This window comes from Helicobacter rappini (genome assembly GCF_900198625.1).
Lineage (GTDB): Bacteria > Campylobacterota > Campylobacteria > Campylobacterales > Helicobacteraceae > Helicobacter_A > Helicobacter_A rappini.
Window position 1 is genome coordinate 17,610 of record NZ_FZPK01000022.1, and the last position, 20,506, is coordinate 38,115.

Here is a 20,506-nt window from a genome sequence, read left to right on the forward strand (position 1 = left end):
TAGTATTGCTAAATCTACTTTCATAAAGAATACTTAAGAAAGACTTTAAGGTGTTAATTTTAAAACAAAACTACTTTCTAATCTTAGCTAACTTTGCTTGATAGTCATTATCACTAATTCTTTTAACTTTTTCTTTTGTTGATGGTTTAGGGTAGCGTCTAATATAAAGCATATAGAATCCATCTAAATCCATTGATAGTTCATAAGAGTGCTTTGTCTGCAAGTCATAGAAAGTATAGCCGATAAGATTCTTAGAGAGTGAGCCAACTATTGGCTCTCCGCCTTCAATGACAATGGTTTTTCCATTGCTTTTACTTGTTTGATTATAGGTAACGCTTGTGCAAGTTGTGCTTTGCTCTGGACACCTTGAGCTAATCCAAATCAAATAGCTATCACTCTCAAATGCAGCCCCACCATAAGAAAATACCATACTCACGCATAATGCAAATAACATTTTAAAACGCATATAAACCTCCAGAATCTAAAGCCTTTTTCAAGCATAAAATATACCTTTAACCTATCGTTTAGGTCGCTTTTTTGCACTCTCTAGTGTGTTTTGTAATAGAGAAGCGATAGTCATAGGTCCTACACCGCCCGGCACAGGTGTAATGTAGGAACAATGTGAGATAAGATTCTCTAAATCTACATCGCCTACAATCTTTCCGTTCTCTAAGCGATTGATACCTATATCTACTACGATAGCCCCCTCTTTTATCATATCTTTTGTAATGAGATTTGGTCTGCCAACACCAACGCATACAATATCTGCATTTTTTGTATAAAAACTCAAATCTTTTGTGAGAATATGACACACACTAATTGTTGCCCCTGCATTCAGCATTAAGGCTGAAAGTGGCTTACCCACGATGTTACTAGCACCCACAATACACACATCTTTACCTTTAATATCAATATTATAATGCCTAAGTAGCGTCATAACCCCAAGTGGTGTAGCGGGCACAAAGCCCTTTAAACCACTATGCAATTTACCGCTATTTTGTGTATGGAATCCATCTACATCTTTATGCGGTGCTATCATATCAAGAATCTCTGAAGCATTAATATGCTCTGGCAGGGGTAGCTGGACTAAGATTCCATCAATTTGATCATTTTTATTTAGGCTATCAATTGTTTGAAGTAGGTCTTGCTCACTTGTATTTGTAGGCATTTCATAAAGAATAGAGGTAATGCCAACCCTTTTACACGCCTTTGCTTTCATTGTAACATAGGTTTGACTAGCACTATCATTACCTACTAGAATCACCGCAAGACTCGGGACAATGCCCTTTATGGCTAACTCTTTTGTTTCCTTTATAATGTCTTCTTCGATCTTACTTGCAAGCTTTTTGCCATCCATTAAAACCCCATCTGCTAAAACCATAGATTTCCTTATAGTGTAAAATAAAGCAAGATTCTAGCACATTTTCATTTGATTTAAAAAAATGAAAAACTAATCATTATTTTTTATAAAGTAAAATATTTGCATTCATTCCACATTACAAGAGAGGCACATTATGAATCTAATCACAAAGGCATTAACATTTGAAGATATTCTACTCATTCCCGCATATTCTGAAGTGATACCAAAGGAAGTTTGCACGCAATCCATGCTTACACGCAATATAAGTCTTAACATTCCATTTGTAAGTGCTGCGATGGATACCGTTACCGAGCATAAAAGTGCCATTGCTATGGCAAGGCTTGGCGGCATAGGTATCATACACAAAAACATGGATATAGAATCTCAAGTAAAAGAAATCCGCAAGGTAAAAAAGAGTGAAAGCGGCATTATCAATGACCCTGTGTTTATCACTGCTGATAAGACTTTAAATGATGCGGAACTCATTATGCAAACCTATAGTATCTCTGGTGTGCCTGTGGTAGATTCTAATAAATGTCTTATTGGAATCTTGACAAATAGAGACACTCGCTTTGAAACAGATTTTAATAAACTTGTAGGCGAAGTGATGACAAAATCCCCCCTTATTACCGCACATGTAGGCATTAGCCTTGAGAAAGCAAAGGACATTATGCATAAAAATCGCATTGAAAAATTACCGCTTGTTGATGAAAATAATGTGCTTCATGGCTTAATCACGATAAAAGACATTCAAAAATGTATTGAATATCCAAATGCAAATAAAGATTCTCTAGGTAGATTAAGAGTTGGGGCTGCTGTTGGTGTGAATCAAATTGATAGGGCTAGTGCGTTGGTTGAAGCTGGAGTTGATGTTTTAGTGCTTGACTCAGCACACGGACACTCTAAAAATGTGATTAATACGCTAAAAGAGATTAAATCAAAGCTTGATGTTGATGTGATAGTTGGCAATGTCGTTACAGGTGAAGCGACTAAGGATTTAATCTTAGCGGGGGCTGATGCAATAAAGGTTGGTATAGGACCGGGCAGTATTTGTACCACAAGGATTGTAGCGGGTGTTGGTATGCCTCAGGTTTCTGCCATTGATGGTTGTGCTAGAGTGGCAAAGGAATATCAGATTCCAATCATTGCAGATGGCGGGATTAAGTATAGTGGCGATGTAGCAAAAGCCCTAGCAGTTGGGGCATCAAGCGTTATGATAGGCTCACTGCTTGCAGGCACAGAAGAAAGCCCGGGTGATTTAGTCATATTTCAAGGACGACAATATAAAAGTTATCGTGGTATGGGAAGCATTGGGGCAATGCAAAGGGGCAGCAGCGATAGATATTTTCAAGAGGGAACAGCCCAAGAAAAGCTTGTGCCAGAAGGGATTGAAGGCAGAGTGCCTTATCGTGGTAAAATCGCTAGTGTATTGCATCAGCTTGTTGGTGGATTGCGTTCATGTATGGGTTATCTCGGTGCAAAAGATATTCCTGCGTTGTGGGAGAATGCACGCATTGTTGAGATTACTTCAGCAGGTTTAAGAGAAAGCCATGTGCATGATGTAGTGATTACGAAAGAAGCTCCAAATTATCATGGATAAAATCATTGTTTTGAGAGTATGAAAGAAGTATTTAATGTGGGGTTATACTTGATTGCTTTGTTTGTTGTGATTTGATTTAATATCCATGTGCTATTTATAAAATCACTTTCTTATATTTATGATTATTTTGTATTTTCTCTACAAGAAACATGTAATACAATTATAGAATCTACAAGGCAAGCTTTTTATTTTGCTTACAAGTTTTTGGTGTGTATAGACTTTCATTAAGTCATATTTAGCGAAAATAATAAAGGATAGAATCTAAAAGTTTTACAATATTTAAAAGTTTCATTCCATTTTGTATAAAACAAAGGTTTTTTCACTTATATAGCATAGAAAAATAATCAATTTAAAAATATTTTGTGTTACAATTAGCGAAAAATTTTCACTTTTTAGGGTTGCCACATGGATAATGAAAAACAACTACAAACTTATGAGAATCTAAATATCGACAAAATCATGCAAGTTTTACCGCATCGCTACCCCATGTTGCTTGTAGATAGGGTGCTTTCTCTTAATCCACATAAAGAGATTAAAGCCTATAAAAATGTAACAATTAATGAGGAAGTATTTTTAGGGCATTTTCCAAAAGAGCCAATATATCCGGGCGTTATGATTATTGAGGGAATGGCACAAGCTGGTGGAATCTTAGCTTTTGTTAGCACTTGGGGGCTTGACTTTGACGCAAGTAAAGATAAGATTGTGTATTTTATGACAATTGATAATGTGAAATTTCGTGTGCCTGTGCGACCCGGAGATCGCTTGACTTATCATATGGAAGTGATGAAGCAAAGAAGTAATGTATGGCAGCTGCAAGGCAGGGCTTATGTTGATGATTCTCTTGTGAGTGAGGCGGAATTAAAGGCTATGGTAACAGATTCGCATAATAAATAAGTTTAAGATTTTAAAAGGTTTTATATGACTAATAATGTCGTTATACACCCAACTGCTGTAATCGCAAAGACAGCGGTTATAGAGGGGAATGTTAAGATTGGAGCAAACGCAATAATAGGGGATTATAGTGTAATTAAGGGTAATGTAAGCATTGGTGAAAAAAGCTATCTTTATAATCATGTAACAATTATAGGAAATACAACTATTGGTAAAAATAACAAGATATTTCCTAATGCTGTGATTGGCACACCACCGCAAGATTTAAAGTATAAAGGCGAAGAGAGTGTGCTAGAGATTGGAGATAATAATACGATTCGAGAATCTTGCATGTTTAATCCGGGCACAGAAGGCGGTGGCAATATCACAAAAATAGGCAATGATAATCTTTTCATGGCGTATGTGCATATAGCCCATGATTGCATTGTAGGTAGTCATAATATTTTGGCAAATAATGCAACACTTGGCGGACATATCCATGTCGCAGACCATGTGAATATAGGCGGTATGACACCTGTGCATCAGTTTGTAAAGATTGGCGAGGGGGCAATGGTAGCTGGGGCTTCTGCCCTGTCGCAAGATATCCCGCCTTATTGTATGGCGGAGGGTAATAGAGCGCGTATTATCGGGCTTAATAGATTCCGTATGCGAAAGATTATGGAAAGAGATGAAATTGATATGATTGATGCACTCTATAAGCGTTTATTTTCCGGTAATAAAAGTTTGCGTGATTTAGCCGCTATGGAACTTGAAGTAGCAAAAGGTATGGAAAATAATACGCATATTATTAAAATTTGTGAGTTTATATTAGCATCTGAGAGAGGCATACCCTATAAAAGAGGTGAGTTAAATGAGTGAAACATGTAGCTTTTGTGGCAAAAAAAAATCTAAACCAAATCCTATCGTATCAAGTAATGAAAAAATTACTGGAACAAAAGCTTATATATGTAAAGCATGTGCGGTTTTTATCTATACAACGCTGTTTAGTAGTGAAAATAGCATTACAAATTCAGAATCTTGGGGCTTAGATGATGTGCCATCACCAAAAGAGCTAAAAGCACATTTAGATGAATATGTAGTAGGGCAGGAACAAGCTAAAAAAGTCTTTAGTGTAGCAATCTATAATCATTACAAAAGGTTATTACACCAACAAAGAGTAGCCGCTAAAACAGATGAAAATATCGTCAATGTAACAGATTTAGAAGAAAATGTAGAGTTATCAAAGTCAAATATTTTACTCATAGGTCCAACAGGTAGCGGTAAAACTCTTATGGCTCAAACCTTAGCAAGATTCCTTGATATTCCTATCGCAATCTCTGATGCGACTTCTCTTACAGAAGCTGGATATGTTGGCGAAGATGTGGAGAATATCTTAACGCGTCTTTTACAAGCAGCAGACTATGATTTAAAACGCGCTGAAATGGGCATTGTTTTCATCGATGAGATTGATAAAATCTCTAGACTTTCTGAAAATAGATCTATTACGCGTGATGTATCGGGCGAGGGAGTGCAACAAGCTTTATTAAAGATTATTGAAGGAAGTGTTGTAAATATCCCTCCAAAAGGTGGGAGAAAGCACCCAAATCAAGAGTTTATCAAAATGGATACAAGCAATATTCTTTTTATTTGCGGTGGTGCATTTGATGGGGTAGAAGATATTATTAAGCGAAAACTAGGTAATAATGTCTTAGGTTTTGATTCTAATCCTAAACAACAAGCAGATGAAGATAATATCCTGCATAAGATTGAGACTGATGATTTAGTGAGTTTTGGTTTAATACCAGAACTTATAGGGCGATTACATGTCATAGCAACGCTAGATTCTATAAGTAAGGAAGCTATGATTTCAATCTTAACACAGCCAAAAAATGCGATTATAAAGCAGTATCAAAAGCTATTTGAGCTTGATGGGGCAAAGCTTGTATTTGAAGATGATGCGATCGAGCGTATCGCAGAACTTGCTATGGAAAGAAAAACGGGTGCTAGAGGTTTGCGTGCTATTGTTGAAGACTTTAGTCTTGATATTATGTTTGACCTGCCCAATCTTAGCGGATATGAAGTCATCATTACACGCAAATGCGTAGATAAGCTTGAAAAGCCTATTTTAATCAAAAAGAAAAAAACAAAAGCTATATAGTCATTAATAAGGAGATTACAAAGTGTTTTTAAATAAATTAGTCGGTTGGTTTTCACATGATATTGCGATTGATTTGGGGACTGCAAATACGATTGTGATGATAAAAGGACATGAGATTCTAATCAATGAGCCCTCCATCGTAGCAGTGAAAGTTGATAAATATCGCGATGGAGAGATTCTAGCAGTTGGTAAAGAAGCAAAGGAAATGATAGGAAAGACACCTGATAATATCCGTGCTATACGACCTTTGCGTGATGGTGTTATCGCAGATTTTGAGATTACTGAAAAGATGATACGATATTTCATAGAAAGGGCGCATAAAAGAAAGTCATTTGTTAGACCTAGAATTATGGTATGTGTGCCTTATGGGCTTACCTCTGTTGAGAGAAAAGCGGTTAAAGAATCTGCTATGAGTGCTGGGGCTAGAGAAGTATTTCTTATAGAAGAGCCACTTGCAGCAGCCATTGGTGCGGGCTTGCCTATACAAGAGCCACAAGGCAGCCTTGTGGTTGATATTGGCGGTGGGACAACTGAAATTGGTGTGCTTTCACTCGGTGGGCTTGTTATCTCAAAATCTATTAGAATCGCAGGGGATAAACTCGATACAGCGATTATGGAATATGTCCGTAAAAAGTTTAACTTGCTTATTGGTGATAGAACCGCAGAAGAGATTAAGATAGAGATTGGTTGTGCCGCACCACTTGATACACCACTAGTAAAATTAGTAAAGGGTAGAGATCAAGTAAGCGGGCTTTTAAACTCTATTGAATTAACGAGTGAAGATATAAGAGAAGCAATTAAAGATCCTATTAAAGAAATGGGAAATGCCCTAAGAGGCGTGCTAGAGGAAGTCCCACCAGATTTAGCAGGGGATATTGTAGAAAATGGCATTGTGCTAACTGGTGGTGGTGCTTTAATACGCAATCTTGATAAATATTTTTCAGACATTGTAAAGCTTCCTGTATATGTCGGTGATGAGCCTTTACTCGCTGTGGCAAAAGGCACGGGTGAAGCGATGGGCAATTTAGATATGCTTGAAAAGATCGCAGCAAGAAGTTAGATTCTAAAATTAGGCATGTAGTGTGAGAAGATTCTATGTTATTATTGCTACACTATGCCTTATTATAGCCATAGCATTTGGATATGTGCCGTTTTTACAGCAATACACCCTTAATGTTTCACTACAAATCAAAAAATACTACAATGATAAAAAAGAGGGCATAACACTCTTTATTAATGATTATATGAATCAAGCCGCACAAATAAAAGATATGCGAGCAAAAATCACACAATTAGAAACAGATTCTATAAAATACAAAGCCTTGCAAGCAGAGTTTGATAATCTCTATTACGCCCTTGAGAGTGAGAGACATTATCTAGACCCCGATGTGCATTTAGTAAAAGTGCTATCCTACAAGACACTTGGGACATACACAAAGATTTGGATGGATTATACACATGTAAGCGATGAGCCAAAAATATTTGGACTTGTAAAAGATGGCTATGCAATCGGCATTGCTAAAATGGTGGATAATCACATGCTTGGAATCTTAAATGGCGATGAAGATTGCAGTTATAGCGTATATATTGGGGAAAATCGAGTCCCGGGGACCCTACGCACAATGGAGAATGGCGAGATTGTCATTGATTATATCCCCGCGTGGCAGAGCATTAAAAGTGGGGATAGTGTGGTAACAAGTGGGCTAGATGGAATCTTTTTTGAAGATGTGCAAGTTGGCACAATCGGCAGTATTAAACCAGAAAATGGCTACTTACACGCCGAGTTAAAACCACATAGATTTAGCAATCGCTTGAGTTATGTATGGCTTATTGATACCAAAATCCCGCAAACAACAAATTTAAATACAAATATATTGAAACCAGAAGATAACGACTAAAATCGCTTGACTTGTTTTTTTTTGTAAAATCGCTGCTTTAATATTTTAACACAAGGATTAAAGCATGGAAAATACGGAAACGCTAAACTCAAATCAAGCATTTGATTTAGATAATTTTGTCTCTAAAAAGTATGGCATATCTTTTATTGCATATGTAAAAGTTGGTCTTATACATGCCTTTTTGTTTCTCATTTTATCGTCTGTATTGCAGAAAAACATGGTTGCTGTTATTGGTGTGCTAGTTGTTCAAATTATTATCGTTGCTTTATGTTTTATATCATATCGTGTGCAGTATGTCTATTTTGACACAAGGGGTGTGTGGTATTATAGTGGCTTTTTACCATGGACTAAGGGCATTCGTGGTATTACTTGGAGTGATTTTGGCGGTGCTTCATTTTATCAAGGATTTTTTGCTTATATATTCCATGCTTACAAGATTTCAATAAATAATAAATACACAGAATCTAGCAGAATTTTCATCAGCAATATACACAATGGCAATGAATTTGTATCAGCAGTAAATGAATGCCGAGATATATTAATACAAAATGGAAAAATCTAAGATTCTAAATATGCACCCATTTTAGATTATGTCAGCTTGTATATGCAATTCCTAGCCTATTTTCTAAACTCATTTAAATTTAAGGATTTTATCCTAAAGTCCTGCCAAAATACACAGGAAGCCCCATGCCATCTATAAAGGCGTAGAATCTAAAACCCTTATCACAAAAAAAGCATGTTTCTAACGCAGAACTTAAATATTCTCTATTTCAAAGTGCCTTCAACTTGTGTGCAAACTTGATTACATTCTGTGTTGCTACATACCATATCGCATTTTGTGCTGACAAACACACCAGAGGGCTTTTGCTTTTTTGCAGCACAACCAGAGAGTGCCATAACACTTGCAATACAACCAATAATAAAAAGTAGTCTCATCACATATCCTTGTTTATAAAATCTCACTCATACAAGCAAAAAATAATCCAAACTTATCACATAAAGAAGAAAACTAAAAAATAGAATCTATGCAATACAATAACTCGCATAAAGAGACAGCACAGCTTGAATATATACGCAAAGCTATCAAACAAACCCTATTCGAACTACACTTTAGCATAACTTTTACATTCTAAAATTTAAAATCTATCGCAAATTTTTGTATATAATAACACCTTCAAAGACATAAATAGAATCAAAGTAGATTCTATACATAAGGAATAGTATGCGGTTATTTATCACATTTTTTGTAAGTATGCAGATCATGCTTGGAGCAGAGATTTATGGGGTGTTTAATGTGGCAGCAGTAAGAGATTCTAATCTCATGATGGATACAAGTGGCATTGTGTCAAATATCTATGTCGATGTGGGGACAGAAGTCAAAAAAGATGATGCACTTCTCTCACTCTCAAATGAAGATAAAATACAAAATGTCAATATGCAAAAAGCACAGCTAGAGGGCGCAAAGGCACAATACATTTTTGCAAAAAAACAATATGAAAGATTCAAAAAGAGTGGAAATGCTATCGATAAAAATACGCTAGATCAAAACTACTCAAACTATAAGAATCTTGAAAGCACCTATAACAACCTGCAATATAGCCTTAAATATCAAAGTGAGCTTTTACGGCGGACAACACTTATCGCACCATTTGATGGGGTGATCGCTAGTCGTAATATCGAGCTAGGCGATGGTGTGGGGGCAAATCAAACGAAGCTTTTTCGCCTGATTAGCAATGAAAAAAAGATGATTATCCAGTTTGATTCTAAATATTTACCAGATGTAAAAGTCGGTGATATTTATCGCTATAAAATCGATGGTAAGGGCGTGGAGAGAGAAGCAAAGATTTATAAGATATACCCAGCTGTTGATGTGAATACAAGAAAAGTGAGTGCTGAAGCTATTGTGCCAGATTCTATGCAGCCCGGTCTCTTTGGTGATGGATATATTATTACGAAAAAGTAGAATAAGTAAAAAACATATTTGAATCTTAGGAAATATTTTAGAATCTGTTTAGATTTGATAGATTGTCATTAAGCATAGCTAAATATCTAATATAGAATCTAAAGGAGATTTTTCAACTATAGCTTAAAATAACAAAAACTGAAATCCACAATTTTATAAGTGTGTGGTGTAAAGATGAATTTTAGAATCTTTCATTATAATTTAAATCCATTTAATATAAGGAATTTACAATGCAACACATAATTCTAAAGGCTTTTTATACACTTTTGTTTCTACAAAGCCCAAGCGAATACCAACAAGAATACCACAGCTTAAAAGAATGTAAAAGCGATAATGATAAACAGATGGGCTGTATTGAGCGAAAATTTTATGAAAATGGTGTGCTTAAGGAAGAATTGCCGTTTAAAAACAATGAAGTAAATGGCATTTTTAAAGCATATTATAAAAATGGGAAATTGGCAGACATGATACCCTATCGCAATGGCGAATTGCATGGTGAAGCAATATTTTATCATGAAAATGGGAATATCGAATGCAAGGCTACTTATCATCATGATATGCTTGATGGTGTAGCGACATGCTATTATGAAAATGGTAATATTGCCAGTGAAACAAGATATAAAGATAATAATAAAGAAGGTATTGAAACTCTCTATTATGAAAATGGAGAGATACAAGAAACAACTATATATAAGAATGATAAGGCAGAAGGTGTGAGAAGAAGTTACTATAAAAATGGAATCTTACAAGAGAGTGCAACATTTTCTAATGATAAACTACATGGGCTTACAATAACCTATGATGAAAACGCAAAGATGATAATAGAACAAATTTTTAAAGACGGAAAACTAAACGGCGTTACAAAATCTTATGATGAGAATGAAAAACTTAACATTGAGATTCTGTATGAAAATAATGAGATAATACAAGCAGTATGTGGCAATGGCAAACTAGTCTCAAGCAAAGATTTTTATAAGATAAAACAGGCAGATTATAGCATGTGTTTGGAATAGCCAATGTGAGAGTTTGCTTGTAAATATTGCAATTTTTATAAGACATAATAACTACATAGAATCTAAACATAAACCCTAACGCTTTCTTCTGTTTCTTTTGTGTATTAACACATTCCTTTTTGCTTTGGATATAATTACAAGTCTTAAATACCCAAAAAGTATGCAAAAAGGCAATAAAGGAATGATATGTATGAATCTATTGATTTTTCAGCATTAGCAAAGCACTCAAAGCCCGGACCAAGATATACAAGCTATCCTACTGCAAATGAGTTTCACAAAGACTTTAATGCAACCACTCTTTTAGAATCTTTTAATCGAGCAGATTCTAAATATAGAGACAAGGATTTATCACTTTATACGCATTTGCCATTTTGTAAAAGCGCGTGTTATTTTTGTGGTTGCAATGTGATATATACGAGCAAAGAGGATAAAAAAGAGCGTTATATAAAATACTTAGAAAAAGAGCTAGCTTTGCTTAAAGATTCTATGGATACAAAGAGAAAGGTGGCACAATTTCATTTTGGTGGTGGCACGCCGACATTTTTTGATGCAAAGCAGTTACAAACTATTACGCAAATGATAAGACATACTTTCCCAAATTTTAGTGAATCTTGTGAAATAAGCTGTGAGATAGACCCTCGCCATTTTAGTGAAGACCAAATGCGTGTGCTAAAGGATTGTGGCTTTAATCGCATAAGCTTTGGTGTGCAAGACTTTGATGACAAAGTGCAGCAGCATATTAATAGAATCCAGCCCTTTAGCCTTGTAGAAAGTAGCGTAACTTTAGCTAGAAAATATGGTATAGATTCTATTAATTTTGACCTTATTTATGGTTTGCCCTATCAAAGTGAAAAAAGCTTTGCAAATACTTTAGAATCTGTTATAAAACTTAGCCCAGAAAGACTTGCAATATTTAATTACGCACATGTCCCATGGGTGAAAAAGAGTATGCGTAAAATCGATGAGACAACTCTGCCAAGCCCAGAAGAGAAGCTAAAGATTCTGCAAAATACCATTGAATTTTTACATGCTAATGACTATGAAATGATAGGTATGGATCACTTTGCAAAAAAGAGTGATAGCCTATCTATCGCAAAAAATAAGGGGGAATTGCGTAGGAATTTTCAAGGTTACACAACAAAGGGCTTTTCACAAACCATTGGGATTGGGCTGACTTCTATTGGCGAAGGGGTGGATTACTATACGCAAAATCATAAAGACATGATGAGTTATGAAAATAGCCTTGATAACAATACTTTGCCTGTAGCACAAGGCATTCTCTTAAGCCCTGAAGATATATTGCGTAAAGAAGTGATTATGAGCTTGATGAATAATGCAAAGCTTGATTTTAAAGCGATTAATGAGAGTTTTGGTATTGATTGTATCACGCATTTTTCAAGTGAATTTGAATCTTTAAAGCCTATGTGTGAGCTTGGGTTGCTTACAATAGATTCTAATAGCATTCAAGTGAGTGCAACGGGAAAAATGCTGATTAGAAATATCGCAATGGTTTTTGATACTTATCTTGTGAAAAATATCACAAAGCAGTTTAGTAAGACTATATAATCTCTCTTTAAGATAGAATCTCATAACACAGAGTAAAACAATTAGCCTTTTGCGTATAGCTATGGAATCTAAAGTCTGTGTTGTGTAGAGAGCAAAGATATTCAAAGCACTTTTCAAAAGATTCTAATGCAGATTGATTGCACACAGCTTGTGCGATTGAGTGCAATATTTTTCCGCGATATAGCTTTGCATAATGACTTATGGTTTTTCCATTTTTTTGAAACTCAAAAAAGAAATGGGGTAACTTTGGCTTAAAAAGTTTCGTATAGATTCCAGCACGCAAATCAATCACATAATCTTTTGTTTGCATTGCTTTTTCTAAAGGTGGGATAAATGGGGTATAAATGTCTTTTAATGTGAGAGACTTTGTCTTTGTGCCTTGCTTTAGTTTATAATAGGGGATCAAATCACTAGCCCTTATCACACCAAATAGATTGCTAAAAATAAGCACATTTTCTAAGATAAAATCTTTTTCACTCTGTGTTAATGTGCTAAAAGATAATCCTTGAAATGCTACGCCACTATAAATCTCTATCGCTCTTAATAGTTTTTTAGAATGCAAGGCAGCATATAAATCAAAAATATTTTTATCATTAAATCCTTTTGCACCATACATAGATTCTAGCAAAGCCTTATCTCTATGTTCTAAAATCTTACATAAGTTTTCATAGTAGCATTGCATAATATTTGTTCTATGAGTATTTAATATCTCATTTTCCCATAAAGATTCTAAAAAAGCGGGTGGCATTATCTCTGGCATAGATACTTCTTTGAGAAAATCATCATTGTTTAGAATCTTATCTTTTTCTAGAATCTTATCTTCACTGGGACTAAATAAAATGATAAAGTTCATGTCTTTCCTTAGTATTGTGTGAAAACTGATATTATATAAAAGCTTCAAAATTGCATGAGAGTTTGGAGTAAATCGGGGCGATAGCAGATTTTGCTATCTTGTGGTTGCGTGTTGCGTATGCTAGGCTTTTGGATGGGCTTTTCTATGCTCAAGTATCATTGCATAAGCTTGGTCTTTCAAATGCAGTTTTTGCTTTTTTAGCACTTCGATTTCTTGATTGCTTAGATGTTCTATACCATTTTCCGCATTCTGTATCTTTTGGTCTAAGTCATTATGCTCATTAAAAATCTTTTCAAAATGTGCGTTGTGCTGTTTGAGATATGTGATCTCTTCTCTGTATTCATGAAACATGACTTCTCCTTAAATTTAAATTCACATATTGTAGAATAAAATAATTAATAAGCTACAACATTAAAACTACTTTTTAGGGCTTTGTGGCACATAGTGTAGAAGATAAGCCCTCCATATAAGCAATACGCTTAAGCCAAACATTAAAGATTTAAAAACCCATACGCTTTGTTCGTGCATACTCGCAAAATTTTCACTCAAAAGATTCTGTGTGTCTAAAATAAAAGGCGTATAATAATATACAAACAAGGCGATAAGCACAATATTAAACACACCCAAAATAAGCCAAAAATTTGAATACAAAATATCAAGTTTTAGAATCTTAGCAAAGAAACTAAAGCCCTCATATAACGCCATAATAATCGCTAAAAACATCAAATACGCATTCAAACGCACAAATATTTTCCCCATAACAAGCCCACTATCCATTTTTGAAAATGTGGGGATAAACTCATCAATATTAAAAATAATCGGTGCAGCAAACGCCCCACAGGCAATAATACCGCCAACCCCAACACCAAGCAATAATAAATAAAAAGAATCAAATATCCGCATGTATCTTGTCATAGCATATCCTTAGAATAATAATGAGATTAATTATAGCATATTTATTGTTAGCCTACCAACTGATTAGAACATTCAATTTCAATATAGACACACTGTGATTCCGTAAAACCCAATAGCAACTATATTGGATTTATTATAAAATGCATACTTGCCCCCACTCTCACTTAAAATTGAAATGACAGAAATGGCACTTGTGAATATCCCTAAAAGTTTGCAAGATATATCCATCATGTTTATAAGTGGGGCATTTTTCTCCCTTATGCCTTATCCTTTCAAGAGACTGCTATATACTAAGTCAAGTGTGATATACACCGCATTTTACTTAGGAAAATTTTCTCTTAGAAAGCTAGGCGTAGAGCTTTCGAATCAAAAAAGATTTTAATATGCAATAACCAACAACGAAAAATTTTGTTGTTAAAGACCCTAATTTACAAGATTAAACTTTTCATATCTATGCAAACAGATTTCAGTTCTGCGTGGATTGTATCGCAATCATGTTTATTGCTTTTAACACACTACATTTCACATGCCCTATTTGCCTTATTCTATGACAAAAGATTATTGAAAGGAAATTGGAATATTTGGCAATTTCTCACCATTTGGATAATCAAGATTTGGTATATCACCACATTCATTTCGTAAGGTAAAATCTCTTGGTAATAAGTCTTTTCTTGCGTAGCTCACCTCAAACACATTTGCCATAAAACGATCCTTGACATAAAAATTATGTCCATATGGATTAAAGTGTAAATGTATTGGTTGAAAGGCATGATGAAACCTTTCTAGTATGGCTACATGTCGTTCTGTTTGCAATGAGGCTCTAGGATCACAATCATGGAATTCTAAAATAATTTGTGAAAAATATTTTTCAAGTATGCTAAAATCAAGCTTCTCAAAAATCTCCCATTCCGCCCCTTCAATATCTATTTGCAATATATTATGATCTTTTTCATTGAAGCTATATTGCTGCATAATGTCATCAAAAGTTATTGTTTGATGATCTCTTGTCGCTCCAACAAATTTTTTATGAAAAATCATGTTTTTATGTGTATCTGGGGCTTTTTCTATGCTCGCATCATATTGTAATACTTGATAGCCCATATTTGCCATTTCTAAATCCCAAGGGGAAAAGTCAGAAACGCCTAGAGAGACTGCCTTTGGTTGTGAGTTTGACAATGGGGGGGGGGGGGGTAACATCACATATCCACCATCCATTTTGCCACCTATTCGCACAAGATTATCAAGTTTTGCAGGACGCACAGCATTAAGATATTTTTTTGTATTTTCAATGCAAGACTTACGAGAATCTACTGATACCCACAATCCCATTTGAAGCATTGCAAAGAGTAAATCTTTATGTTCTTCATTTTTCACACAAGCTTGTATCGCATGGCTTGTGCTAGTAAGTCTCTGCAAAGCATGCAAACCTTCATTAACGCCATTTAATCTTCTTTTCACACCGCCTAATGGATTTAAACGCAATTTTCTCATAAATTCAACTCCGTATTATAAAATAAAGCCTTGTATTATAGCACATATTAAGTTCAAATACTTAGTCTCTAGTGATTCTAAATTCTCATTATCTTGCACCCCTACGCCCTGCACCCGCCCAAATGGTTGAGTTTCTAAAATCCAACTTCAATAGTCCCAAGCACTTCAAATGAAGCATTTGGATCGATTTCAGCGTGGCTTAATACCACGACAGAATCTAGCTTAAATTGCTCTAATTTAATGCTTAAAGGCATGCGTAATTGTGGATCAACCACCAAAATAACAGGCGTGATATTTCTTTGCAGGATTTTTACGCTTTCTTGCTCTACTGCGTCAATTAGCTTTTGCATTTCGCTTGTATTCAGTAGTAAGAATTTCGCACCATGCTGGTCTTTTAGCTTATTCAATAAGAAATGCTCAGAATCTTGAGAGAGTGTAACAAGCTTTATGTTGCCATCTTCAGATTTAAAGACATTTGTAATAACCCTTGAGAGTTTAGATCTTACTTGCTCCACGATAATTGCCACATCATTTTGCACGCTTGGGGCAATATCTGTGATTGTCTCAAGGATTGTAAGCATATCTTTAATCGGTATGCCCTCATGCAACAAGGCTTGTAGCACGCTGCGGATAACGCTGGAAGGCACTTTCTTTGCCTCTTCGATTGCGGCTGGATACTCTTCTTCAAGTCTATCCATAAGTTTTTTAACTTCATCTTTTGTGATAAATTCTTCAGCGTATTTTTTCACAAGCTCACTCATGTGAGTTGCAATAACCGTTGATGGATCAATAACCGTGTAGCCTTGAATAATCGCGTCTTCTTTTAAATTCGCATCAATCCACATAGCATCAAGCCCAAAGGCTGGCTCTTTTGTGGGGATTCCATCAATCTCTTTTGCTACCATGCCTGTATTCATAGCAAGGAATTTATCTGGCATGACTTCACCGCTACCAATTTCAATGCCTTTTAAGAAAAACTGATAAGTTGTAGGTCCAATGCCCGGGTCATCTGTCATGCGGATTTGTGGCATTAAAAAGCCATAGTCTCTTGCTATCTTTTTTCTAATCCCACGCACTCTCTCTAGCAAGTCTCCGCCTTGATCTACTGCGGCAAGACGGATTAAATGATAGCCTAAATGTAACTCTAAAAATTCTACTTTTAGCACTTCATTTATTGCTTTTTCTTCTTCTTTTTTGATTTCTTCTTGTGTTTTTGGTGGTCGTTTTGGTGCTGGTTCTTGTATCGGCACTTTTTCCCCGCTTGCTTGTGCTGCCTTTTTTGCGGCTTGTTTTTCTTTTGCTTTTTTGTTGCCAAAACCGCCTATTAATTGATTGAATTTCGCAAATACAGAATCTTCATTATCCCTATTAATAAGCCATGCAGCAAACCAAAACACAGCACCAACAAATGCAAGTGGTAAGGTAGGAAAGCTTGGGGCAAGTGAGAATATAAATAGGATAAAGCCTACAATGATGAGTGTTTTTGATTTGTCTGTTAATTGTTTTACAAGATTGTTTGCAAAGTTTTCTTCTTCACCTTTTGTTGTTCGTGTCGCTACGATACCTGTAGCAGTCGCTACGATTAGGGCTGGGATTTGTCCTACGAGACCATCACCGATAGTAAGAATGGTAAATACTTTTGCCGCTTCTGCCATTGTCATGTCGTTTTGAAATACACCGATACAAAATCCACCGATAATATTAATGATAGTAATGATAATAGCAGCGATAGCATCGCCCTTTACAAACTTACTCGCACCATCCATTGCACCATAAAAGTCAGCTTCTTGTGCTAGACTTTCACGCCTTTGCTTTGCTTCTTTCTCATCAATTAGCCCTGCATTCATATCCGCATCAATTGCCATTTGCTTACCGGGCATCGCATCAAGGGCAAAACGCGCTCTAACTTCTGTTACACGCGTTGAACCATTTGTAATAACAAGCAGATTCACTATAATAAGAATCACAAAGATGATAACACCAATGGTATAGCTACCACTTGCTACAAACTCGCCAAATGCTTCTACAATGCGACTCACATGTGCTGCACCATTGCTACCCTCGCTAAGAATCATACGCGTTGTAGCTACATTGAGTGCGAGTCGATACGCCGTTACAAATAAAAGCAGGGTTGGAAAAGTAGAAAAATCCATAGGTTTATTAATATAAAGTGCGATTAAGATAATAAGAATAGAAAGGGCAATAGAAATGGTTAATAATAAATCAAGCATAGGTGCTGGTAGTGGCACAATGATGACTGCTAGAATCATCACTACAAACACCACAACACCAAGATCCTTTGACTTCCCAATGAGCTTTAGAAACGGAAAAGCTCGTTGTAGAATACCACCATTTTGTTCTTTGTCTGCCATAATAATTTTTACCTTAAATTCCTGTTTCTTGTCATATTGATCCTTTGAAAAAGGCAAGCTACCTTATAAATCCATAAGCGGATATTCCACTTCGCTCAGCATAAACAAGTTATTTTAGAATCTAGTTTCCTTTAAGTTTTTAGAAATAAATTGCATATTTTACCAAAAATATTGAAAAATATGTTAAAATCCAATCTTTAATTTCATTTTACCATTTATGGAGGTCATCATGGCTACTGAATTGGCAAATAAGCAAGAGATTATCTCACAATTTGCTAGAGATTCTAAGGATACAGGCTCAAGTGAAGTGCAGATCGCACTTTTAACACATAGGATTGCAAATCTCACACAGCATTTAAAAAGCAATCCAAAGGACCACTCAAGTAGATTGGGACTTTTAAAGCTTGTTGGACAAAGAAAAAGTTTGCTGAAGTATTTAAAGAAAAATAAATATGAAAGCTACATTAAAACCATTAAAGCGTTGAATATTAAAGATAAAGTGTAATCGCATATTATCATATTATCTTAATCACGCCTTATGACTACAAGCTAGATTCTAATGTTTTTTGAGATCATTGCAGGACATTTGAAAAGCAAATTTTCTTGGGATAACAGAATCTAGCACATCTTGCTACATTAAGCTTTTACTCAATTTTTAAGTTTTGCTGTTTATTTTTATACATTGTGCAACATAATCTAGATACATTTGGTTTCATCAATTATTATGTGCGTGATTTTTGGGATTACCTTTTTGTGTTTTAGATGATAGATTCTAGCTGCATTAGCATGTGGTGTAAAGCAAGTAACTTTATTGCAATAAGTAACGCCATAACTATCTCAAAGCATTGCATTAAATTGTTGTAGTGTAATGTCGTTAATTTTTTATTAACCATTTCCTTTATTTAAGCTATTACTAATAAAATGAATACTAAAATTACACTCGTGTTCATGTGACTCAAAATTTTGGAAGAAGGAGACTTGTATGCAAGAGGGCATAAAGCAGTATGACTACTCACTTGCGAAGCTTTTTTTGCTTGTTTGTATAGCAACGGGCTTTCTAGGTATGTTGATAGGTGTGGTTTTGGCATTTCAGTTGGCAGTTCCAGATTTAAACTATATCGCTGGGGAATATTCTATTTTTGGTAGATTGCGACCATTACACACAAATGTGATTATTTATGGTTTTACATTGAGCGGTATTTGGGCTGGCTGGTATTATTTAGGGCAAAGGGTGCTTAAAATCACATATCATGACCACCCGTTTTTAAAACTTGTTGGTATGTTGCACTTTTTCATGTATCTTGTGGTGCTTGTGTTAGCACTTTATACATTGTTTTCTGGGATTACTCAATCAAAAGAGTATGCAGAGCTTCCATGGATTGTGGATCTTTTGGTTGTAGTTACTTGGGTGCTATGGGGTATGAGTATGTTTGGGTCTATGGCAGTTAGAAGAGAGAAAGTTATCTATATCTCTTTGTGGTATTTCATTGCTACTTTTACTGCTATTTCTGTGCTTTATATCTTTAATAACCTTTCTGTTCCTACACAATTAGTTACAGGTTATGGTAGCTTTTGGTATAGTATATCTATGTATGCGGGGACAAATGATGCACTGATTCAGTGGTGGTGGGGGCATAATGCGGTTGCATTTGTTTTCACTTCTGGTATTATTGGTTTGATTTATTATTTCTTACCAAAGGAATCTGGACAGCCTGTATTCTCATATAAATTAACATTATTTTCATTCTGGAGTTTAATGTTTGTATATATTTGGGCTGGCGGACACCATGTTATTTACTCAACCGTGCCAGATTGGGTGCAAACTCTTGGGTCTGTATTCTCTGTTGTGCTTATTTTACCTTCTTGGGGAACTGCTGTAAATATGCTTTTAACCATGAGAGGGCAGTGGCATCAGCTTAAAGAGTCACCATTAATCAAATTCTTGATTCTAGCATCTACTTGGTATATGCTTGCGACACTTGAGGGTCCTATTCAGTCTATTAAATCAGTTAATGCTTTAGCACACTTTACTGATTGGATTGTAGGGCATGTGCATGATGCGGCACTTGGCTGGGTTGCTTTCACTATTATTGCTAGTGTGTATCACATGTTGCCTCGTCTTTATGGTAGAGAAATCTATTCTAAAAAGATTATTGAAGCACAATTCTGGATTATGACAATAGGTATTGTATTCTACTTCTCAAGCATGTGGATTGCAGGTATAGTGCAAGGTATGATGTGGAGAGATATTACGCCTTTAGGTCAGCTTAAATATTCTTTCATTGATACTGTTGCGGTATTAAAACCATACTTTATTATGAGAGGTATTGGTGGATTGCTATATCTTGTTGGCTTTGTAATGTTTATCTATAATGTTGTAATGACTATGGTGGCTGCTAGAACTCTTAATAAAGAGCCTGAGTATGCTTCACCTATGGCATCTTAAG

The 20,506-nt window shown here is 35.5% G+C and carries 21 protein-coding genes; 12 read left to right on the top strand and 9 right to left on the bottom strand.

All coding sequences use genetic code 11. The features are described from left to right. Positions 1-70: 70 nt before the first annotated feature. Both C6H17_RS05705 and folD read right to left on the bottom strand, forming a co-directional pair. Positions 71-466, bottom strand: coding sequence for a hypothetical protein (locus C6H17_RS05705; RefSeq protein WP_005219014.1), 396 nt, complete (start codon positions 464-466; stop codon positions 71-73). 51 nt (positions 467-517) lie between these two features. After that, complete coding sequence (gene folD, locus C6H17_RS05710; RefSeq protein ID WP_005219016.1) at positions 518-1,381, bottom strand: bifunctional methylenetetrahydrofolate dehydrogenase/methenyltetrahydrofolate cyclohydrolase FolD; 864 nt, start codon at positions 1,379-1,381, stop codon at positions 518-520. A gap of 133 nt (positions 1,382-1,514) precedes the next feature. Here folD and guaB point away from each other — a divergent pair, with 133 nt between their 5' ends. The 7 genes from guaB (at position 1,515) to C6H17_RS05745 (ending at position 8,448) form a co-directional block, all read left to right on the top strand. Then, positions 1,515-2,960: an IMP dehydrogenase gene (gene guaB, locus C6H17_RS05715; RefSeq protein ID WP_004088172.1), complete on the top strand. Its 1,446-nt coding sequence runs from the start codon at positions 1,515-1,517 to the stop codon at positions 2,958-2,960. 405 nt (positions 2,961-3,365) lie between these two features. Further along, entirely contained in the window at positions 3,366-3,854 is a 489-nt protein-coding gene (gene fabZ, locus C6H17_RS05720) for a 3-hydroxyacyl-ACP dehydratase FabZ (RefSeq protein WP_005219018.1), read from the top strand. A gap of 24 nt (positions 3,855-3,878) precedes the next feature. Further along, positions 3,879-4,709: an acyl-ACP--UDP-N-acetylglucosamine O-acyltransferase gene (lpxA, locus tag C6H17_RS05725; RefSeq protein WP_005219020.1), complete on the top strand. Its 831-nt coding sequence runs from the start codon at positions 3,879-3,881 to the stop codon at positions 4,707-4,709. Then, positions 4,702-5,988, top strand: a complete 1,287-nt coding sequence (clpX, locus tag C6H17_RS05730; protein WP_005219022.1) for an ATP-dependent protease ATP-binding subunit ClpX — start codon at positions 4,702-4,704, stop codon at positions 5,986-5,988. Before lpxA ends, clpX begins: the two co-directional genes overlap by 8 nt. A gap of 22 nt (positions 5,989-6,010) precedes the next feature. Beyond that, a complete protein-coding gene (locus C6H17_RS05735) occupies positions 6,011-7,048 on the top strand; it encodes a rod shape-determining protein (protein WP_004088161.1) in 1,038 nt (345 codons plus the stop codon). A gap of 22 nt (positions 7,049-7,070) precedes the next feature. Then, a complete protein-coding gene (gene mreC, locus C6H17_RS05740; RefSeq protein ID WP_005219025.1) occupies positions 7,071-7,886 on the top strand; it encodes a rod shape-determining protein MreC in 816 nt (271 codons plus the stop codon). A 64-nt stretch (positions 7,887-7,950) separates the two neighbouring features. After that, on the top strand, positions 7,951-8,448 hold the full coding sequence (locus tag C6H17_RS05745; protein WP_005219027.1) for a hypothetical protein: 498 nt from the start codon (positions 7,951-7,953) through the stop codon (positions 8,446-8,448). 203 nt (positions 8,449-8,651) lie between these two features. On the opposite strand, the gene C6H17_RS12480 is transcribed toward C6H17_RS05745, so the two are convergent. Next, positions 8,652-8,822, bottom strand: a complete 171-nt coding sequence (locus tag C6H17_RS12480) for a hypothetical protein (protein WP_020995633.1) — start codon at positions 8,820-8,822, stop codon at positions 8,652-8,654. 286 nt (positions 8,823-9,108) lie between these two features. On the opposite strand from C6H17_RS12480, the gene C6H17_RS05750 reads away from it, so the two are divergent. From C6H17_RS05750 to hemN, 3 genes are all read left to right on the top strand, one after another. Next, positions 9,109-9,849 (top strand): efflux RND transporter periplasmic adaptor subunit, encoded by a 741-nt coding sequence (locus C6H17_RS05750; protein ID WP_004088153.1) that lies wholly within the window; start codon positions 9,109-9,111, stop codon positions 9,847-9,849. A gap of 230 nt (positions 9,850-10,079) precedes the next feature. Continuing rightward, on the top strand, positions 10,080-10,862 hold the full coding sequence (locus C6H17_RS05755; protein ID WP_005219038.1) for a toxin-antitoxin system YwqK family antitoxin: 783 nt from the start codon (positions 10,080-10,082) through the stop codon (positions 10,860-10,862). Positions 10,863-11,048: 186 nt separating this feature from the next. After that, the gene (gene hemN, locus C6H17_RS05760) at positions 11,049-12,428 is read left to right on the top strand and encodes an oxygen-independent coproporphyrinogen III oxidase (protein ID WP_005219040.1); all 1,380 of its coding nucleotides are present in this window, start codon (positions 11,049-11,051) and stop codon (positions 12,426-12,428) included. A gap of 7 nt (positions 12,429-12,435) precedes the next feature. Here hemN and yaaA read toward each other — a convergent pair whose 3' ends face one another. From yaaA to flhA, 5 genes are all read right to left on the bottom strand, one after another. Further along, positions 12,436-13,281 carry a peroxide stress protein YaaA gene (gene yaaA, locus C6H17_RS05765; RefSeq protein WP_020995634.1) on the bottom strand — a complete coding sequence of 282 codons (846 nt, stop codon included), beginning with the start codon at positions 13,279-13,281 and terminating at the stop codon, positions 12,436-12,438. A gap of 120 nt (positions 13,282-13,401) precedes the next feature. Beyond that, positions 13,402-13,632, bottom strand: a complete 231-nt coding sequence (locus tag C6H17_RS05770) for a YdcH family protein (protein ID WP_004088143.1) — start codon at positions 13,630-13,632, stop codon at positions 13,402-13,404. Positions 13,633-13,698: 66 nt separating this feature from the next. After that, positions 13,699-14,196 (bottom strand): DUF4149 domain-containing protein, encoded by a 498-nt coding sequence (locus C6H17_RS05775; protein WP_005219046.1) that lies wholly within the window; start codon positions 14,194-14,196, stop codon positions 13,699-13,701. 558 nt (positions 14,197-14,754) lie between these two features. Next, on the bottom strand, positions 14,755-15,687 hold the full coding sequence (locus C6H17_RS12890; protein ID WP_233714097.1) for an FkbM family methyltransferase: 933 nt from the start codon (positions 15,685-15,687) through the stop codon (positions 14,755-14,757). 134 nt (positions 15,688-15,821) lie between these two features. Further along, a complete protein-coding gene (flhA, locus tag C6H17_RS05790; RefSeq protein WP_005219048.1) occupies positions 15,822-18,059 on the bottom strand; it encodes a flagellar biosynthesis protein FlhA in 2,238 nt (745 codons plus the stop codon). Between the two features lie 229 nt (positions 18,060-18,288). Between flhA and rpsO the strand changes: the two genes are divergently transcribed. Continuing rightward, entirely contained in the window at positions 18,289-18,564 is a 276-nt protein-coding gene (rpsO, locus tag C6H17_RS05795; protein WP_004088133.1) for a 30S ribosomal protein S15, read from the top strand. A 253-nt stretch (positions 18,565-18,817) separates the two neighbouring features. Here the strand turns inward: rpsO and C6H17_RS13275 are convergent, their stop codons facing one another. After that, complete coding sequence (locus C6H17_RS13275) at positions 18,818-18,952, bottom strand: hypothetical protein (RefSeq protein WP_263363168.1); 135 nt, start codon at positions 18,950-18,952, stop codon at positions 18,818-18,820. Positions 18,953-19,041: 89 nt separating this feature from the next. On the opposite strand from C6H17_RS13275, the gene ccoN reads away from it, so the two are divergent. Beyond that, on the top strand, positions 19,042-20,505 hold the full coding sequence (ccoN, locus tag C6H17_RS05800) for a cytochrome-c oxidase, cbb3-type subunit I (RefSeq protein WP_005219050.1): 1,464 nt from the start codon (positions 19,042-19,044) through the stop codon (positions 20,503-20,505). Position 20,506: the final 1 nt, after the last annotated feature.

What these genes read in the sequence shown, in the direction of transcription:
- C6H17_RS05705 (WP_005219014.1), bottom strand. Translation starts at nt 466, where the DNA reads ATGCGTTTTAAAATGTTATTTGCATTATGCGTGAGTATGGTATTTTCT.
- folD (WP_005219016.1), bottom strand. Translation starts at nt 1,381, where the DNA reads ATGGTTTTAGCAGATGGGGTTTTAATGGATGGCAAAAAGCTTGCAAGT.
- guaB (WP_004088172.1), top strand. Translation starts at nt 1,515, where the DNA reads ATGAATCTAATCACAAAGGCATTAACATTTGAAGATATTCTACTCATT.
- fabZ (WP_005219018.1), top strand. Translation starts at nt 3,366, where the DNA reads ATGGATAATGAAAAACAACTACAAACTTATGAGAATCTAAATATCGAC.
- lpxA (WP_005219020.1), top strand. Translation starts at nt 3,879, where the DNA reads ATGACTAATAATGTCGTTATACACCCAACTGCTGTAATCGCAAAGACA.
- clpX (WP_005219022.1), top strand. Translation starts at nt 4,702, where the DNA reads ATGAGTGAAACATGTAGCTTTTGTGGCAAAAAAAAATCTAAACCAAAT.
- C6H17_RS05745 (WP_005219027.1), top strand. Translation starts at nt 7,951, where the DNA reads ATGGAAAATACGGAAACGCTAAACTCAAATCAAGCATTTGATTTAGAT.
- C6H17_RS12480 (WP_020995633.1), bottom strand. Translation starts at nt 8,822, where the DNA reads ATGAGACTACTTTTTATTATTGGTTGTATTGCAAGTGTTATGGCACTC.
- C6H17_RS05750 (WP_004088153.1), top strand. Translation starts at nt 9,109, where the DNA reads ATGCGGTTATTTATCACATTTTTTGTAAGTATGCAGATCATGCTTGGA.
- C6H17_RS05755 (WP_005219038.1), top strand. Translation starts at nt 10,080, where the DNA reads ATGCAACACATAATTCTAAAGGCTTTTTATACACTTTTGTTTCTACAA.
- hemN (WP_005219040.1), top strand. Translation starts at nt 11,049, where the DNA reads ATGTATGAATCTATTGATTTTTCAGCATTAGCAAAGCACTCAAAGCCC.
- yaaA (WP_020995634.1), bottom strand. Translation starts at nt 13,281, where the DNA reads ATGAACTTTATCATTTTATTTAGTCCCAGTGAAGATAAGATTCTAGAA.
- C6H17_RS05770 (WP_004088143.1), bottom strand. Translation starts at nt 13,632, where the DNA reads ATGTTTCATGAATACAGAGAAGAGATCACATATCTCAAACAGCACAAC.
- C6H17_RS05775 (WP_005219046.1), bottom strand. Translation starts at nt 14,196, where the DNA reads ATGACAAGATACATGCGGATATTTGATTCTTTTTATTTATTATTGCTT.
- C6H17_RS12890 (WP_233714097.1), bottom strand. Translation starts at nt 15,687, where the DNA reads ATGAGAAAATTGCGTTTAAATCCATTAGGCGGTGTGAAAAGAAGATTA.
- flhA (WP_005219048.1), bottom strand. Translation starts at nt 18,059, where the DNA reads ATGGCAGACAAAGAACAAAATGGTGGTATTCTACAACGAGCTTTTCCG.
- rpsO (WP_004088133.1), top strand. Translation starts at nt 18,289, where the DNA reads ATGGCTACTGAATTGGCAAATAAGCAAGAGATTATCTCACAATTTGCT.
- C6H17_RS13275 (WP_263363168.1), bottom strand. Translation starts at nt 18,952, where the DNA reads ATGGTTAATAAAAAATTAACGACATTACACTACAACAATTTAATGCAA.
- ccoN (WP_005219050.1), top strand. Translation starts at nt 19,042, where the DNA reads ATGCAAGAGGGCATAAAGCAGTATGACTACTCACTTGCGAAGCTTTTT.